Origin of the sequence: Streptomyces sp. NPDC020379 (assembly GCF_044387105.1) — a bacterium.
Taxonomy (GTDB): Bacteria; Actinomycetota; Actinomycetes; order Streptomycetales; family Streptomycetaceae; genus Streptomyces.
On record NZ_JBIRVR010000007.1, the window covers coordinates 262,020 to 277,664 of the forward strand.

Annotated in this window: 12 protein-coding genes; 8 read left to right on the forward strand and 4 right to left on the reverse strand. The window is 71.6% G+C overall.

Features of this window, described 5'->3' with window-relative positions; translation table 11 throughout:
* The first annotated feature begins 1 nt into the window (after position 1).
* Both ACH427_RS12460 and ACH427_RS12465 read left to right on the forward strand, forming a co-directional pair.
* Entirely contained in the window at positions 2-1,282 is a 1,281-nt protein-coding gene (locus ACH427_RS12460) for an MFS transporter (RefSeq protein ID WP_398869400.1), read from the forward strand.
* Positions 1,279-2,295, forward strand: a complete 1,017-nt coding sequence (locus ACH427_RS12465) for a TolB family protein (protein ID WP_398869401.1) — start codon at positions 1,279-1,281, stop codon at positions 2,293-2,295. Before ACH427_RS12460 ends, ACH427_RS12465 begins: the two co-directional genes overlap by 4 nt.
* Here ACH427_RS12465 and ACH427_RS12470 read toward each other — a convergent pair.
* Positions 2,292-2,471, reverse strand: a complete 180-nt coding sequence (locus ACH427_RS12470) for a hypothetical protein (protein ID WP_398869402.1) — start codon at positions 2,469-2,471, stop codon at positions 2,292-2,294. The two genes, ACH427_RS12465 and ACH427_RS12470, sit on opposite strands and share 4 nt — an antisense overlap.
* A gap of 66 nt (positions 2,472-2,537) precedes the next feature.
* A complete protein-coding gene (locus ACH427_RS12475; protein WP_398869403.1) occupies positions 2,538-3,569 on the reverse strand; it encodes a fatty acid desaturase family protein in 1,032 nt (343 codons plus the stop codon).
* Positions 3,570-3,814: 245 nt separating this feature from the next.
* Between ACH427_RS12475 and ACH427_RS12480 the strand changes: the two genes are divergently transcribed.
* From ACH427_RS12480 to ACH427_RS12490, 3 genes are all read left to right on the forward strand, one after another.
* A complete protein-coding gene (locus ACH427_RS12480; RefSeq protein ID WP_398869404.1) occupies positions 3,815-6,721 on the forward strand; it encodes a DEAD/DEAH box helicase in 2,907 nt (968 codons plus the stop codon).
* A complete protein-coding gene (locus ACH427_RS12485; protein ID WP_398869405.1) occupies positions 6,718-8,004 on the forward strand; it encodes an SWF or SNF family helicase in 1,287 nt (428 codons plus the stop codon). Before ACH427_RS12480 ends, ACH427_RS12485 begins: the two co-directional genes overlap by 4 nt.
* A 165-nt stretch (positions 8,005-8,169) precedes the next feature.
* Positions 8,170-9,039, forward strand: coding sequence for a YceI family protein (locus ACH427_RS12490; protein ID WP_398869406.1), 870 nt, complete (start codon positions 8,170-8,172; stop codon positions 9,037-9,039).
* A 634-nt stretch (positions 9,040-9,673) separates the two neighbouring features.
* Here ACH427_RS12490 and ACH427_RS12495 read toward each other — a convergent pair.
* Positions 9,674-10,546 (reverse strand): phosphatidylinositol-specific phospholipase C/glycerophosphodiester phosphodiesterase family protein, encoded by an 873-nt coding sequence (locus ACH427_RS12495; protein WP_398869407.1) that lies wholly within the window; start codon positions 10,544-10,546, stop codon positions 9,674-9,676.
* 206 nt (positions 10,547-10,752) lie between these two features.
* On the opposite strand from ACH427_RS12495, the gene ACH427_RS12500 reads away from it, so the two are divergent.
* The 3 genes from ACH427_RS12500 (at position 10,753) to ACH427_RS12510 (ending at position 15,069) form a co-directional block, all read left to right on the forward strand.
* A complete protein-coding gene (locus ACH427_RS12500) occupies positions 10,753-12,000 on the forward strand; it encodes a phosphodiester glycosidase family protein (protein WP_398869408.1) in 1,248 nt (415 codons plus the stop codon).
* A 145-nt stretch (positions 12,001-12,145) separates the two neighbouring features.
* Complete coding sequence (locus ACH427_RS12505) at positions 12,146-13,558, forward strand: family 2B encapsulin nanocompartment shell protein (RefSeq protein ID WP_398869409.1); 1,413 nt, start codon at positions 12,146-12,148, stop codon at positions 13,556-13,558.
* Positions 13,559-13,662: 104 nt separating this feature from the next.
* Positions 13,663-15,069 (forward strand): family 2B encapsulin nanocompartment shell protein, encoded by a 1,407-nt coding sequence (locus ACH427_RS12510; RefSeq protein ID WP_398869410.1) that lies wholly within the window; start codon positions 13,663-13,665, stop codon positions 15,067-15,069.
* Positions 15,070-15,111: 42 nt separating this feature from the next.
* Here ACH427_RS12510 and ACH427_RS12515 read toward each other — a convergent pair whose 3' ends face one another.
* Positions 15,112-15,306: a hypothetical protein gene (locus ACH427_RS12515; protein WP_361520260.1), complete on the reverse strand. Its 195-nt coding sequence runs from the start codon at positions 15,304-15,306 to the stop codon at positions 15,112-15,114.
* Positions 15,307-15,645: the final 339 nt, after the last annotated feature.

The window sequence follows — 15,645 nt, forward strand, 5'->3', positions numbered from 1 at the left end:
CGTGTATCTCGCGGACAGCCGCACCACCCCGGAGCCTTCCGGAACCGCCGGCCGGCACTCCCTCCCCGGCCGGCGGGCCGCACTGGTGCCCGGAGCCGTGCTCGCTCTGGGCAGCGTCAGCCTGATCACCGACATCTCCTCGGAGATGGTCACCGCCGTCCTGCCGCTCTACCTCGTCGCGGGGCTCGGCCTGTCCCCGCTCGGCTTCGGCCTCCTGGACGGCGTCTACAACGGCGTCAGCGCGCTCGTACGGCTCATCGGCGGCAGGGTCTCCGACCGGGGCGGCGGGAGCCACAAGGCGGTCGCCGCGGTCGGCTACGGCCTTTCCGCCTTCTGCAAGCCCCTCCTGCTGGTGGCGCACAGTGTGCCGCTGATCGGCGCGGTTCTCGCGGCGGACCGTACGGGTAAGGGGCTGCGCACCGCGCCACGCGACGCCATGATCTCCCTGGCCTGCGAACCGGGCACCCGGGGGCGGGCGTTCGGCGTGCACCGCGCGATGGATACCGCCGGGGCCCTGCTCGGCCCGCTCCTCGCCTTCGTGATCCTGCGGGCGGCGGCCGACGGCTACGACGCCGTCTTCACCGTCAGCGGCTGCATCGCGGCGCTGGGCGTCCTCGTGCTCCTGCTGTTCGTCCCGGGGCACCGGGCCGCTCCCGCGCCGGCCGAACCAGCCGTCGGCCGCGCGCCCCTACGGGCCGTTCTGCGTCGGCCGTCGGTGCGCCGGCTCACCTGCTGTGCCGCGTTGCTGGGGCTGACGACCGTCAGCGACTCGTTCCTCTACCTCACCCTCCAGCGGCGCCTGGATCTCTCCGAGACGTGGTTCCCGCTGCTGCCGCTGGGAACAGCCGCGGCGTTCCTCCTGCTGGCCGTGCCCTTCGGGGCCATCGCCGACCGGGTGGGCCGCCGCAGGCTGTTCCTCTGCGGTCACCTGGCACTGCTCACCGCGTACGGCCTGCTGGTCGCCCCGCTCGGCGACTCGACGACGCTCGCCTTCGTCGTGCTCGCGCTGCACGGGAGCTTCTACGCGGCGACCGACGGAGTGCTGGCCGCCGTCACCGCCGACGCCGTGCCCGCGTCGATCCGCGGCACGGGGCTCGCGGTGGTCCAGACAGGTCAGGCGGCCGCCCGTTTCGCGTGTTCGATCGCCTTCGGGGTGGCCTGGACCACCTGGGGCGACCACGTGGCGCTGGGCGCGGCGGCGACCGGTCTCACCGTCTCCGTCGCCGTCAGCGCCCTGCTGCTGCGCCCTTCGCCCGACGCCCTACCGGAGCCTGTCCGTTGAACCGCAAGAACCGCATCCTGGCCCTGCTCGCCGCCGTACTGATCCTGGGCGGTGTCGCCGTGGGCGCCACCTTGCACGCCGCCGGACGGTCGGCCGAGAAGGACCGCGCGCAACCGGGCGGACCGCGCGTACGCGCCGGGAAGGTCGCCCTGGACGCTCCGGGGCTCAGCGTCTTCCGCAACATGGCCTGGGGCCCGCACCGCGACGAGATCTCCACGGTCTCCGCGGACGACCCGGCCGGGCAGCGCACCTCCTCCGGAGTGCGCTGCCTGCGTTTCCACGCGGCCGCGGGCACCGGCATCTGCCTCCAAGCGGTGCACGGCAGGCTCCGCGACAGCTACCGCGCCGTGGTGCTCGACGCGCACCTGCGCGAACTGCGCCACTACGATCTGGCGGGCATCCCCACCCGGGCCCGGGTATCCCCGAGCGGCCGGAGCGTGGCCTGGACGGTCTTCGTCAGCGGCGACTCCTACGCGGGCACGGCCTTCTCCACCCGCACCTCCGTGCTCGACATCCGCGCCTGGAGCCTGGACCGCGACCTCGAGGAGTACCGGTTCTTCCTGGACGGCCGCCTCCACCGGGCATCCGATCTCAACGTCTGGGGTGTCACCTTCGCCGACGACACCCGGTTCTACGCGACCGTCGCCACCGGCGGGCGGACCTATCTCGTACGCGGCGACCGCTCCGACCGGACGCTGCGCACCCTGCACACCAACGTCGAGTGCCCCTCCCTCTCACCCGACGGAACGCGTATCGCCTATAAGAAGCGCGTCGAGGGCGCCTCCTCCGACGCGCCCTGGCGGTTGTACGTCCTGGATCTGCGCACCTTGCGCGAGAGTGCCACGGCCGAACGCCGGAACGTCGACGACCAGGCGGTCTGGCGGGACGGGCACACCCTCGTCTACTCCCTGCCCGGGGACTACGGCTCCGACCTGTGGACCGTCCCGGCGGACGGCTCCGGGAGCCCCCGGCTCGCCATGACCGCCGCCCTCGCCCCGGCCTTCACCGGCTAGCGCCCCAGTTGCTTGCGGGACACCCTGCGGAGCCTCTTGCGCTGTGCGGGGTCCAGCAGCAGATAGGCGGCGGCCGGCACCGCCAGCAGCACCAGCAGGCCCACCCAGGGGTGCAGCCACAGCAGGATCACTCCCGCCACCACACCGGCGACGGCGACCTTGGCCCTGTTGCTCATGTCCGTGCCTCCTTCGCGACGGCTGCCGCTTGTCCTGGAGAACGCCCCGGGGTTCCGTTCGGTTCCTCACCCGGTCCGGAGCGGGGCACCGACCTCGTGCATGTGGCCCAGCGCCTGCCGGTAGGAATCGACCAGTCCGGTCTCGGTGTAGGGCAGCCCGACCGCGCGGCAGTGCGCGCGGACGAGGGGCCGGGCGAGCCGCAGGTGGGGCCTGGGCATGCTGGGGAAGAGGTGGTGCTCGATCTGATAGTTCAGTCCGCCCATGAACCAGTCGGTCAGCGCGCCGCCCCGCACGTTCCGCGAGGTGACGACCTGGCGGCGCAGATGCCCCCAGCGCTCCCCGTCCGGGTCCGGCATGTCCATCCCCTTGTGGTTGGGCGCGAAGACCATCCCGAGATGGAGGCCGAACAGCGCGTGGTGGACCAGCGCGAAGACCAGCGCCTTGCCGGGTGACAGTGCGGACAGCAGGAGTGTCGCGTAGCCCACCGCATGGAAGGTGAGGAGTGCCGCTTCGATCCGCCGATCGCGTGCTTCCTGCCTTTTGAGGTCACGCACACTCGAAACCTTCAGGGCGATGCCTTCGAGCAGGAGCATGGGGAAGAAGAGCCGGGCCTGGTGGCGGGTGAGCCAGCGGGTGAACCCCCGCCGCTGCGCAGCCTGTCGCTGCGTCCACACGAGCGCGCCGACGCCGACGTCCGGATCCTTGTCGATGTGGTTGGGGTTGGCGTGGTGACGGATGTGCTTGTCGTTCCACCAGGCATAGCTCATGCCCAGCAGGAGGTTCGCGTGCAGGAGGCCGAGTACGCGGTTGGCGCGCCGGGTGGCGGCTATCTGCGCGTGCCCGCTGTCGTGGCCGACGAAGGCGATCCGGGCGCAGAAGACGGCGGCGGGCACGGCCAGCAGGACGGCCCACCAGGTGTCCCCCGCGAGCGCGGTGCCGACGGCCGTGGCGGCGAGTGCGAGCAGGTCGGCGGCGATGGTGAGCGCGTACCTGCCCCTGCGCCGGTCGAGGAGTCCTTCCTCCCGGACCAGGCGCAGGAGCGGCGCGAAATCGCTGCCCGCGGCGCGTTCCGCGAGCGGGGTGGTGGCCTGGCGCATGTGGTCTCCGGGGAGTTCGGACCGGCGGGCTGACCTCACAGAACGTACGGATCCGGGGCGTCCGGCAGCCATGGCGGCACCACCCGGAACCGCCGGGGGCATTCCCCCCTGCCCGCGGGGGGCTGGGTGCACCCCGGCGAGACCACGAGGCGGCACGTGTCGCGCGTCACACCCGGAGGAGGCGCTTCCGGCAGGGCTTCCCTGTATCCTCGGCCGCTCCGAGCTCCACTAGTCAAATTTGAGGAATGCTCAGCCCAGTGACACCACCCCCTGCCGCAACGCCCTCCGAGATCTCCCTGCTCGCACAGTGCTCGGCGGTCTTCCTCCCCGGCGACCCGGCACGCACCGGCCGCGTGGCCTTCTGGCGGATGGACGAGGACCCGCCCGCCGCACCGGGCGGCGTCGAGGAACTGACCGTCGCCGTCGACGACGGCACCGGCGTCTCCACCACGACGGTCCGGGCCGTGGTGATGCCCGTGCGTGAAGCCGTGCCGGTCCTCACCCGCGCCCGCGCGGCACGCGCCGACGAGGCGGCCGCCTTCTGGGGTGCGGCGGCAGTTCTCGCCCTGCAACTGGCCGCCCGCGGCCGCCTGCTCCCCGGACTGACGGCGACGGATCATGACGCCTGGCGCGTCGGACCGCTGGCCCCCGAGGACATGACCCGGATCCGGGAGCTGGCGGCCGCCATGCCGCCCTCCGCGCACTGCGTGCCGCTCCCGCACAACGACGGTGGCGCCCTGCTGCTCCCCGAGCCCGAACGGCTCGTACGCGCCTTCCTGGACGCCGTGGCCGACGGCCTGCCACGCACTCCCGCCGCCGCGGTCGCGGCGGGCGGCCCCGCCTTCGCCGCCGCCGAGCCCCGGCGGATGCCCGAACAGCGCGCGTGGGCGGACAGCGTGGCGGCCGGGCACGACGCCGGCGTACGGCTGTCCCTCCGCGTCGAGGTGCTGGGGCTCACCGACACGGAGGACGCCTCTCCGCGGTTCCGCGCCGTGCTCCAACTGCACAGCCTCGCCGACCCGGCGCTCGTCGCGGACGCGGCCGACGTATGGTCCGGCGCCTCACCCCTCACGGCCTCGCTCGGCAAGGGAGCACGCATGAACGCGCTGCTCGCCCTGCGCCGCGCCGCCCACGCCTGGCCCGCTCTCGCTCCCCTGCTGTCGGCCCCGGCCCCCGACGCCATCGACCTCGCAGACGACGAGGTCGGCGAACTGCTCGGCGCGGCCTCCGAGGCGCTGGACGCCGCCGGCGTCCAGGTGCACTGGCCGAAGGAAATGGCCCGCAAGCTCACCTCGTACGCCGTCGTCGGCCCGCAGGACGACACCGGCCACGGCCGGAACGACGACCGTTCGGCGATGCCCTCCCTGCTGTCGGCCGACGCACTGCTCACCTTCAGCTGGCGATTCGCCGTGGGCGACGAGGAGTTGACGCAGGCCGAACTGGACCGGCTCGCGGAGGCCAGCCGCCCGGCCGTGCGCCTGCGCGACCAGTGGGTGCTCCTCGACCCGGAATCCGTACGCCGCGCCCAGGGGCGGCAGGACCGCAAGCTCACCCCCGTGGAAGCACTCGGCGCGGCCCTGACGGGACATACGCAGACGGAAGGCCCCAAAGGCGCCGAAGAGTTCGTGGATGTCCGGGCTAGCGGCTGGCTGGCGGCGCTGCGCGACCGTATCGCCGAACCGGAGAGCGCCCAGGAGCCCCTCGCGCAGCCCCCCGCGCTCGCCGCCACCCTGCGCGACTACCAGCTGCGAGGACTCAACTGGCTGCACCGCATGACCTCGCTGGGGCTGGGCGGCTGCCTCGCCGACGACATGGGTCTCGGCAAGACCATCACGGTCATCGCCCTGCATCTGCACCGCGGGACGCTGCGGGACGCGGCCGGACCGACCCTGGTCGTCTGCCCGACCTCCCTGATGGGCAACTGGCAGCGCGAGATCGAGAAGTTCGCCCCCGGTACGCCCGTGCGCCGTTTCCACGGCCCCGCGCGGAGTCTGGACGGCCTGGCGGACGGCGAGTTCGTCCTCACCACGTACGGAACGATGCGGCTGGACGCGCGGCGGCTGGGAGGGGCCGACTGGGGCCTGGTCGTCGCCGACGAGGCCCAGCACGTCAAGAACCCGCACTCCGACACCGCGAAGCAGCTGCGCACCATCGGCGGCAAGGCCCGCGTCGCGCTGTCCGGCACTCCGGTGGAGAACAACCTCTCCGAGCTGTGGGCCATCCTCGACTGGACGACGCCCGGCATCCTGGGCTCCCTCGGCGGCTTCCGCCGGCGCTACGCGCAGGCCGTCGAGGGCGGTGTGGATCCGGGCGCGGCCGAGCGCCTCGCCGCGCTCATCCGCCCGTTCCTGCTGCGCCGGCGCAAGTCGGACCCGGGCATCGCCCCCGAGCTGCCGCCCAAGACCGAGACCGATCACACGGTCGCGCTCACCAAGGAACAGACGGCTCTCTACGAGGCCGTGGTGCGGGAGATGCTCGCCGAGGTGGAGGCCACGGACGGCTTCGAGCGGCGTGGCCTGATCGTCAAGCTGCTCACCGGCCTGAAGCAGATCTGCAACCACCCTGCACAGTTCCTCAAGGAAGACGGCCTCCAGGAGGGCCCCCCGCGCATCCAGGGCCGCTCGGGCAAGGTCGAGCTGCTCGACGAACTGCTGGACACGATTCTGGCCGAAGGAGCAAGCGTCCTGGTCTTCACGCAGTACGTCCGGATGGCCAGGCTGCTGGAGCGGCACCTGACGTCCCGGGGTGTGCCCACGCAGCTGCTCCACGGCGGTACACCGGTGCCGCGGCGCGAGGAGATGGTCCGGCGCTTCCAGGACGGTGAAGTGCCGGTCTTCCTGCTGTCGTTGAAGGCGGCCGGGACGGGGCTGAACCTCACCCGGGCGGGCCATGTGGTGCACTTCGACCGCTGGTGGAACCCCGCGGTGGAAGCGCAGGCGACCGACCGCGCGTACCGCATCGGCCAGACCCAGCCCGTGCAGGTGCACCGGCTGATCGCCGAGGGGACGATCGAGGACCGGATCGCGGAGATGCTCGCGCGCAAGCAGGCCCTCGCGGACTCCGTCCTGGGCTCCTCCGCGGAGGCCGCCCTGACCGAACTCACCGTCGCCGAACTCACCGAACTCGTCGCACTGAGGGGGACCGGCCGATGACCGGACACGACATCACCGGCGGCACCGAACTCACCTTTCCCGCCCTGCCTCCCGAGCCCGGGCAGAGCTTCGCCCGGAGCTGGTGGGGACGGGCCTGGCTCAAGGCCCTGGAGGACGCCGCTCTGGACGGCCGTCAGGTGAAGTCGGGGCGCAGGCACGCCCGTGCGGGGGCGGTGGGCGCGGTGTCGGTGCGGCCGGGCCGGATCACCGCGCTGGTCCGCGACCGTGACGGCACGCCGTACCGCTCCGATGTGGTGGTCCAGGAGCTCTCGGCGGCCGACTGGGACCGGCTGCTCGACCTGGTGGCCGACCGCGCCGGCCATATCGCGGCACTGCTCGACCACGACATACCGCCGCACCTCGCGGAGGACGCGCTGGCCGCCGGCGTGGAGCTGCTGCCCGGCATCGGCGACCTGGAGCCCGAGTGCGGCTGCGGGGCGTGGGACCACTGTCCGCACACAGTGGCCCTGTGCCACCAGGTGGCGCGGATCCTCGACCAGGACCCGTTCGTCCTGCTGCTGATCCGCGGGCGCGGGGAACACGAGCTGCTGGACGAGCTCCAGGCCCGCAACTCCGCGCGCACCACGGCGCACGCGCCGGAGCCGAGCGCCGGCGTCCCCTCGGGCGTTCCGGCCCGCGAGGTCTTCGAGGCGGGCTTCCTCGTACCGCCGCTGCCCGGTCCGCCGCCCCCGGTGGCGACCGCGGGCCACCCGCCCGTGCTGTCGGGCGACACCGCTCCAGCCCCGGGGCTGGATACCGAGGCGCTGGAGTTCCTGGTCGCGGACGCGGCAGCGCGGGCCCGGCTGCTGCTGGCCGAGGCCCTCGCGCCAGGCCACGAGCGGTCGCCCGCAGGAGCTGAACTGAGCCTGTGGCAGGACACCGTGCGCCTCGCCGCCTCCGGACCACCGGCCGGTGTCGCGGCACGGCTCGCGTCGGGCTGCGGCCGCGACCGCGCCGGGCTCGCCCAGGCCGTACGTGCGTGGGGCCACGGAGGGCCCGCCGCGCTGTCGGTCCTGGAGGACGCATGGACACCGGGAGCCGAGGATCTCGCACGCGCCGGCGCGCAACTGACTGCCGCTCGGGAAGCCGGGACGGTGCCGGTACTGCGCGCCTCGCGCAACCGCTGGACGGCGGTCGGCTCGGACGCACAGCTGCGTTACGGACGCGACGGCCGCTGGTGGCCGTACCGCAAGGAGAGCGGCCGCTGGCAGCCCGCCGGACCCTGCGAGGACGATCCCGCGTCCGCTCTCGCGGCACTGACGGAGCGTTCGCAGGAGGGCTGACAGAAGGCCACGCCCTGAGGGGCCTCCCCACCCTGGCCATAAATCAAAGGCAAGAGTGGGTGAAATTCACGCTTTCCCAGGAAGTTGTCAAAATTTTGCCTTTCAGCGCAGGAATATGGTGATCTACAGGTACATCACCTTCTGATCAGAGAAAGGCCCTTCGGGATGGTTTTCGCCCTGCTGCGCCGTCGTAAACGTTCCCTCCACCAGGAGGTCGCTCCGATTCCGCACGGCGCGGGGGCTCTCGACTGCCTGGTGCTCGATCCGGTCCAGCTACCGCTGCACAGAGCGGAAGTGTCCGTGCGGGATCTCAACGGTCAGGAAGTGGTCCACGGGCAGACCGATCCGCACGGCCGGTTCGCGGCGACCATGGCGCCCGGCGAGTACACCGTCGCCGTGACCGCCGAAGGATTCCAGCCCGTACGGCGCTCCTTCACGTCCACGGAGGGCACACGGACCTCCCTCGAACCGGTGGGCATGGAACCGGCGCCCGCTCCGGCCATGCCCGCTCCCGGCGCATGGCGCATCGATCCGGACCACACGGCCGTGCGCTTCATCTCCCGGCACATCGGGCTCGCCGAGGTGCACGGCCGGTTCAACCGGTTCGAGGGCACGCTGTGGATCGCCGAGAACATGGAACAGTCCCGCATCGATGTGGTGATCGAGACGGCGAGCATCGACACGGGGGTCAAGCAGCGTGACGAGCACCTGTGCTCGGCCGAGTTCCTGAACGTCGCCAAGTTCCCCTACATGCAGTTCACCAGTGAGCGGTTCGTGCACCGCGGCGGGTCCCGGTGGACGGTGCAGGGTGTGCTCAATCTGCACGGGGTGAGCCGCAACGTCGCGCTCGACACCCGCTACCTGGGCATCGGCACCGGCATCATGGGCGAGACCCGCACCGCCTGTTCGGCCTCGACCGAGCTGCACCGCGAGGACTTCACCCTGGACTGGCGCTCGATGCTCCAGCGCGGCATCGTCATGATCGGTGCGACGATCAAGATCGAGCTGGACATCCAGGCCGTACCGGCCCAGTGACGGCATCGGCCCGCACGGCGGCCCGGTTCCCGCGGTCGTCGACGGGCAACGGCGGCAACTCCGTGGGGAATCCGCTGGGCAGGCTCGTCGGAAGGCCGCTGGGCCATCCGGACGGCAGACTCGTCGGCAGCCGGCTGGGGAGGCGCGTCGGCAGCTCCGAGGGAAGTCCGCTGGGGAGGGTGAGCGAGGGCGACGGGCCGGCCGAGGGCCCATGGCCGGGCTCGTCGCCCTTCTTGCCCTTGTCCCCGATGATCAGCACCGCCCCCAGCGCGACCGCCGCGATCGCCACCAGCACGGTCACGGCGATCACCGTCCGCCGTCCGCCGCCGCCCGGCGGCGGCTCCGGTTCCCACGGCGGCTGACCCGGCCCGAACCCGCCCGGCGGCGGGGCGGAGGGCGGAGGCGGTGGGCTCGCGGGCGGGCCGTACGGCGGTCCCGGTGGAGTGGCCATACGGTCCAGCGTTCCCGGCCGTCGACCGTCGTCACCGCGCGGTGACGGTACCGCCACACGCTCCGCCCAGGACCGCGACATTCCAGGGTGGGAAAAACCCGCGCCCGCTCCGCGTGGCAGCCCCGAGGAAAACGGCCATAATCATACGATTTGCCGGTGCTTGTCGAACCCTACGCGGGTCGCTCAGCGGCGCGCGCGCAGGAATGCCTCAAGGCCGGCGAGGTCGTCCGTGTTGAGATAGTCCACACCCGCGGCGAGCAGTTCGTGCCACAGGGCGTCACGTGCCACGCCGGGCTGGTCCGGCGTGGCCCAGAAACGCACCTGCCGGTGTTCGGCGTGCGCGGTGGAGACGAGCCGCAGCAGCTTGGCACGTTCCCGCCCGGGCATCGGACCCACACCTTGCCAGGCGAAGTTGAGGTTCCAGTCGTCACTGACGAGCGGGGCGAAGGACGCGGGGGCACCGCTGCCGAGATCCGCGAGGCGGCCGTCGTAGAAGGCGTGCCGCACCCGCTCCTCCTCCATGGGGCCACGGGCGCCCCGGTCCCCCGAGATGACGGCGGTGATCGCGCCGCGCCGGATCCGGCCGCTGTCGCAGACGCTCAGCATCGAGCGGTAGCGCTGAAGATGCCGGGAGAGCTCCCGGTAGGCCGGACCGCCCGCGGTCTTGATGTCGATGAGCAGTTGCAAGGAGAAGTCGTACCCCGGATAGACCCGGCCGTGCCCGGATCTGACCCGGCGCAGCAGCGGTTCGAGGTAGAGCGACTCCAGGGTGCGCGTGGGGTCGAGCTCGGAGGCGTCGTGCGCGACCAGGAGCTTGTCGCCGACGAGCCAGATGTCGGCCTCGACGCTGCCGAAGCCGTGGGAGAGCGCGTCGGTGAGCGGGTGGAGGTGCTCATAGTCGTTGTGGGCGTGGGCACGGCGCAGCGGAGGCCTGCCCCGCGCGGCGCCCGCGCCGGGCGCCGCGTCCGCCGGCTGGGCGAAGGCGGGTCCCGCGACGCAGCCGGCGAGGGCGGCTCCCAGGGTGAGGACGGCTGCGCGGCGCGTACGAGGGGTCATGGCGACTCTCCCGGATCGGGGGCGTCCGCGGCGGTGGCGGCGGCCCGCACGAGCTGTCTTCTGCGAGTATCCGGGGCCACAGGGCCAAAGGGCAGGGAAGTGGCAAGAGTTGCCCGCGTCGACGTCGGCGCGTTCCCTGTCGTTCTTTCGGGGCATGGTGAACTCTCTTGCATCGTGCCAGAGTTGACGGGACCTCTGGGGAGACTGTGAGCAGATGCGGAAACCGCGTGCGCGCGGGGCTGACGGTTCTGGTGGCGTGGGCGGCGCTGGTAGCGGGAGGTACGGCCTGGGCGGACGCGGCGGACGCCGGCACACGGCAGGCACTACGGCTGGGCGCGTCGACCTCTGTGGCGCCCGGGGTCGAATACCGCGACTTCGCCTTGTCGGCCTCGCACGGGCCCACGTACGGGCATCTGCTGACCGTCGACCTCCGCGAACCGGGCGTCTCCCTGGACCTGCTCTACCCCGGATCGGTCGCCGCGCGGTCCACGGTGTCCCACATGGCCGACCGGAGCGGCGCGGTCGGCGGGGTCAACGGCGACTTCTTCAACATCACCGAGTCCCAGCACCCCGGGGTCGAGTCGACGGGCGCCCCGGTGGGGCCGTCCATCGCGAGGGGGCACCGGCTCGGCGCGGCGGTGCCCGACGGTCAGCGCTTCGGGCCGGCGATGCCGCCGGGCGCGTCGACCCGGGACGTCATCGGCGTCGGGACGGACGGCAAGGCCAGGCTGGACCGCCTGACCCTGGCGGGCACGGTGACGGCCAAGGGCAGGAAGCTGACGCTGCGCGGCTTGAACCAGTACGCCTTGCCGGTGGGCGGGATCGGGGCGTACACCCCGGACTGGGGCACGGCCTCGCGGCGCCGGGCGACGTGCGGGACGGACACCGACCGGTCGGCTCCGTGCAGTGCCAACACCTATGAACTGACCGTGCGGCACAACCGCGTGACGGAGGTGGCGAAGACCCCCGGGCGCGGTGGGATCCCCTCCGGGTCGACGGTCCTGGTGGGGCGCGAAGGGGGCGCGAAGGAGCTCCGCAAGCTACGGGTCGGCGACTCGGTGAAGGTCGAGGAACGGCTGGAGCCCAAGAAACGGGGAGCGCTCCGCTTCGCCATCGGCGGCTTCCCGGTACTGCGTGGTGGCAGACCGCTGGCGGGACTGAACCGTTCGACGGCGGCGGTGCGGACCTCGGCGGGCACGGGTGGGGGCGGCCGGCGGTTCCTCCTGCTCGCCCTGGACGGCGGCACCGAATACCGCTCGGGCATGACCGTCGCCGAACTGGCCGCCCTCATGCGGGACCTCGGAGCGGACGACGCGGTGAACCTGGATGGCGGCGGGTCGAGCACCCTGGTGACGCGCGACCCTGACGACGGGCGCACCACGGTCCGCAACCACCCGTCGGGCGGGGGTGAGCGGCCGGTCGCCAACGGAATCGGAATTTTTATCCGAACTTAATATCGTCGATCAATCCACCCATGTGAGTGACTGTGCCACGCGATTCCCGCTGCTAGCTTCGAAGGTGCACGAGCGAAAAATCAGCGGAAAAGAATCGTCGGGTCCGCAATGGGCATTTCGCAATGGATGGGTGGGCATTCGCATCATGACGACATCAGTGGAGACCGGCACCGCGGACAATAGCGGTACCGCCCCCCTGAGTTTGAGCACCGCGGCCGCGCGCAATCTGGCGACCACGACAAAAACCGTGCCGCAGATGCAGGGCGTCACCTCGCGGTGGCTGCTGCGCCTGCTGCCATGGGTTCACGTCCCCGGCGGTTCCTACCGGGTCAACCGCCGGCTGACTCACACGCTGGGCGACGGCCGGGTGGAGTTCGTCTCCACGGGCTCGGAGGTCCGGGTCATCCCGGCCGAGCTGGGCGAGCTGCCGCTGCTGCGGGGTTTCACGGACGCGGCGACGCTGGAGGCCCTGGCGGGCCGCTTCACCCAGCGCGAGTTCCAGCCCGGCGACGTGCTCGTGGAGGCCGGACAGCCGGCCGACCAGGTCGTCCTGATCGCCCACGGCAAGATCGACAAGGAGCGCGAGGGCGAGTACGGCGACACAGCCGTGCTCGACCTGCTGGCGGACGGCGGGTATTTCGGCGACGAGGCGGTCGCCGCGGAGGAGGAGCAGACCTGGGACTTCACCGCCAAGGCCGTCACCGCCTGCACGGTGCTGACCCTCCCCCGCCAGGCATTCCAGGAGCTACTCTCCGCGTCGGAAGAGCTCCGCGCCCATGTCGCGGCCTTCCATGCCACCGTCGGCCTCCCGCAGAACGAGCACGGCGAGTCGGCCATCGCCGTCGCGTCGGGCCACACCGGCGAGCCGTCGCTGCCGGGTGTCTTCGCCGACTACGAAGCTTCCCCGCGTGAGTACGAACTGAGCGTGGCCCAGACGGTCCTGCGGGTGCACACCCGCGTCGCGGACCTCTACAACGAGCCGATGAACCAGGTCGAGCAGCAGTTGCGCCTGACCATCGAAGCCCTGCGCGAGCGCCAGGAACACGAGATGGTCAACAACCGCGCCTTCGGGCTGCTCCACAACGCCGACCTCAAGCAGCGCATCCACACGCGCACCGGGCCGCCCACCCCCGACGACCTCGACGAGCTCCTGGCCACCGTGTGGAAGGACCCCGCGTTCCTCCTCGCGCACCCGCGCACGATCGCGGCGATCGCCCGCGAGTTCAACAGCAGGGGCATCTATCCCGACAGCGTGGACGTGAACGGGCACGCGGTGCCCGCCTGGCGCGGCGTCCCGATCTTCCCGTGCAACAAGATCCCCGTCACCGAAGCGGGCACCAGCTCCATCCTGGTGATGCGTACCGGGGAGGAATCCCAGGGCGTGGTCGGTCTGCACCGGACGGGAATTCCCGACGAATACCGCCCGAGCCTTTCGGTGCGGTTCATGGGAATCAGCGAGCAGGCCATCATCTCGTACCTCGTGAGCGCCTACTATTCGGCCGCCGTTCTCGTTCCCGACGCCCTGGGAATTCTCGAGAACGTGGAAATCGGGCACTGAGATCCGGACCGGGCCGGATTCCGATATCCCCGGCCCAGCGCACACGTATCGCGTCGGACAGCGCAAGCATCCAGATAATCGCAACAGATGGGTGATAACCAGTCATGACCACGTCAGTGGAGTCCGTGTCCGATGAGCAGCCGGGTCAGTCGCAGCTGAGCCTCGGCACTCCGGCGGCACGGCAGCTCGCCACCACGACGAAGTCCGTACCGCAGATGCAAGGGATCTCCTCCCGCTGGCTCCTGCGCGTGCTGCCCTGGGTCCAGGTGTCCGCGGGCACCTACCGGGTGAACAGGCGGTTGAGTTATACGGTCGGCGACGGCAGGGTCGAGTTCATCTCGACCGGGGCGGAAGTCCGGGTCATCCCCCCGGAGCTGGGCGAACTGCCCCTGCTGCGCGGCTTCGAGGACAACGCCGTGCTGGAGTCGCTGGCGGACGGGTTCGTCCAGCGTCAGTACGCGGCGGGCGACACCCTGGTCCAGGCCGGCGCCCCCGCCGACCAGGTCTTCCTGATCGCCCATGGCAAGCTCAACAAGACGGGCCCCGGTAAATACGGGGACGACACGGTGCTCGGAGTGCTGGCCGACGGCGACTACTTCGGCGAGCGCGTGCCGCTGGAGCCGGACGCCACCTGGCCGTTCACCGTCACGGCCGTCACGCGCTGCACGGTCCTGGCACTCCCCCTCCAGACCTTCCAGGAGCTGGCCGACCGCTCCGAGGCACTGCGCACCCACGTGGCGGGCTTCGCCTCCCGCCCCCGGCCGGCGCAGAACCACCGCGGTGAGGCCGACATCTCCGTGGCCTCCGGCCACAAGGGGGAGCCGGTCATCCCCGGCACCTTCGTCGACTACGAACTCTCCCCGCGCGAGTACGAACTGAGCGTGGCCCAGACGGTCCTGCGGGTGCACACCCGCGTCGCGGACCTCTACAACGACCCGATGAACCAGGTCGAGCAGCAGCTGCGCCTGACCATCGAAGCCCTGCGCGAGCGCCAGGAACACGAGATGGTCAACAACCCCGAGTTCGGGCTGCTCCACAACGCCGACCTCGGCCAGCGCATCCACACCCGCAGTGGCCCGCCCACCCCCGACGACCTCGACGAGCTCCTGGCCCGGCGCCGTAAGACGCAGTATCTGCTGGCGCATCCGCGCACCATCGCGGCCTTCGGCCGGGAGTGCAACAGCCGTGGCCTCTACCCGAAGAACATGGAGGTCCTGGGGTCGGCCGTCCGCTCCTGGCGCGGGGTGCCGCTGCTGCCGTGCAACAAGATCCCGGTCAGCGAGTCGGGGACCAGCTCGATCCTCGCGATGCGCACCGGTGAGGAGAACGAGGGTGTGGTGGGCCTCCACCAGACCGGCATCCCGGACGAATACCAGCCCAGCCTCAATGTGCGGTTCATGGGCATCAACGAGCAGGCCGTCTCGTCCTACTTGGTGAGCGCCTACTTCTCGGCGGCCATCCTCGTGCCGGATGCCCTGGGCGTGCTGGAGGACGTCGAGATCGGGCGGTAGCAGTACCCCGTGCCCTGGCCGGCCACAGCGCCGGCCAGGGCGTCAGGGCCGTACGCCGCTGACAAACGTGGTGGTGGCCGAGAGCCCGTGGGCCAGCGTCGGGGCGATGCTCGTGCTGGAGAGGAGGAATCCGAGCAGAACACAGACCAGCGCGTGGGAGACCCGCAGCGCGCCGCTGCGGAGAAACACCACCGCCATGATCAGAAGCAGTACGACCATGGAGATCGAAACGGCCACGGTGAGCCTCCTGAGGCGGAGTGGTTTTTCTGCCAGTCTGGCCCATCACACGCTCTGGACCTGCGAAGGGCGTGTACTCCAATCGGGTGGGAGTGCGCCCGGCCGGGAGCGCGGCGACGACCGCGCGGACAAGATCGGCGCAAGCGAAGTCGGCATCGGCGGATCGTCGGCCGGATGCCGGGAGGACGGCCTGGGATGAGCGGGATCGGGCTCGGGCCCCTCCGCAGCGGGACCGCGCCGACCCGGCGGCGAGGTCCGGAGCCCTGCGGCGGGGACGCGGTCGCGCTCCCGTACGGACGGGGCCGGTCGCCGGGAAGACCGGGGCGGGCGCTCGGCGGG

Coding starts and splice junctions, on each gene's coding strand:
- ACH427_RS12480 (WP_398869404.1), top strand. CDS start 3,815: ATGCTCAGCCCAGTGACACCACCCCCTGCCGCAACGCCCTCCGAGATC.
- ACH427_RS12475 (WP_398869403.1), bottom strand. CDS start 3,569: ATGCGCCAGGCCACCACCCCGCTCGCGGAACGCGCCGCGGGCAGCGAT.
- ACH427_RS12505 (WP_398869409.1), top strand. CDS start 12,146: ATGACGACATCAGTGGAGACCGGCACCGCGGACAATAGCGGTACCGCC.
- ACH427_RS12470 (WP_398869402.1), bottom strand. CDS start 2,471: ATGAGCAACAGGGCCAAGGTCGCCGTCGCCGGTGTGGTGGCGGGAGTG.
- ACH427_RS12485 (WP_398869405.1), top strand. CDS start 6,718: ATGACCGGACACGACATCACCGGCGGCACCGAACTCACCTTTCCCGCC.
- ACH427_RS12495 (WP_398869407.1), bottom strand. CDS start 10,546: ATGACCCCTCGTACGCGCCGCGCAGCCGTCCTCACCCTGGGAGCCGCC.
- ACH427_RS12490 (WP_398869406.1), top strand. CDS start 8,170: ATGGTTTTCGCCCTGCTGCGCCGTCGTAAACGTTCCCTCCACCAGGAG.
- ACH427_RS12510 (WP_398869410.1), top strand. CDS start 13,663: ATGACCACGTCAGTGGAGTCCGTGTCCGATGAGCAGCCGGGTCAGTCG.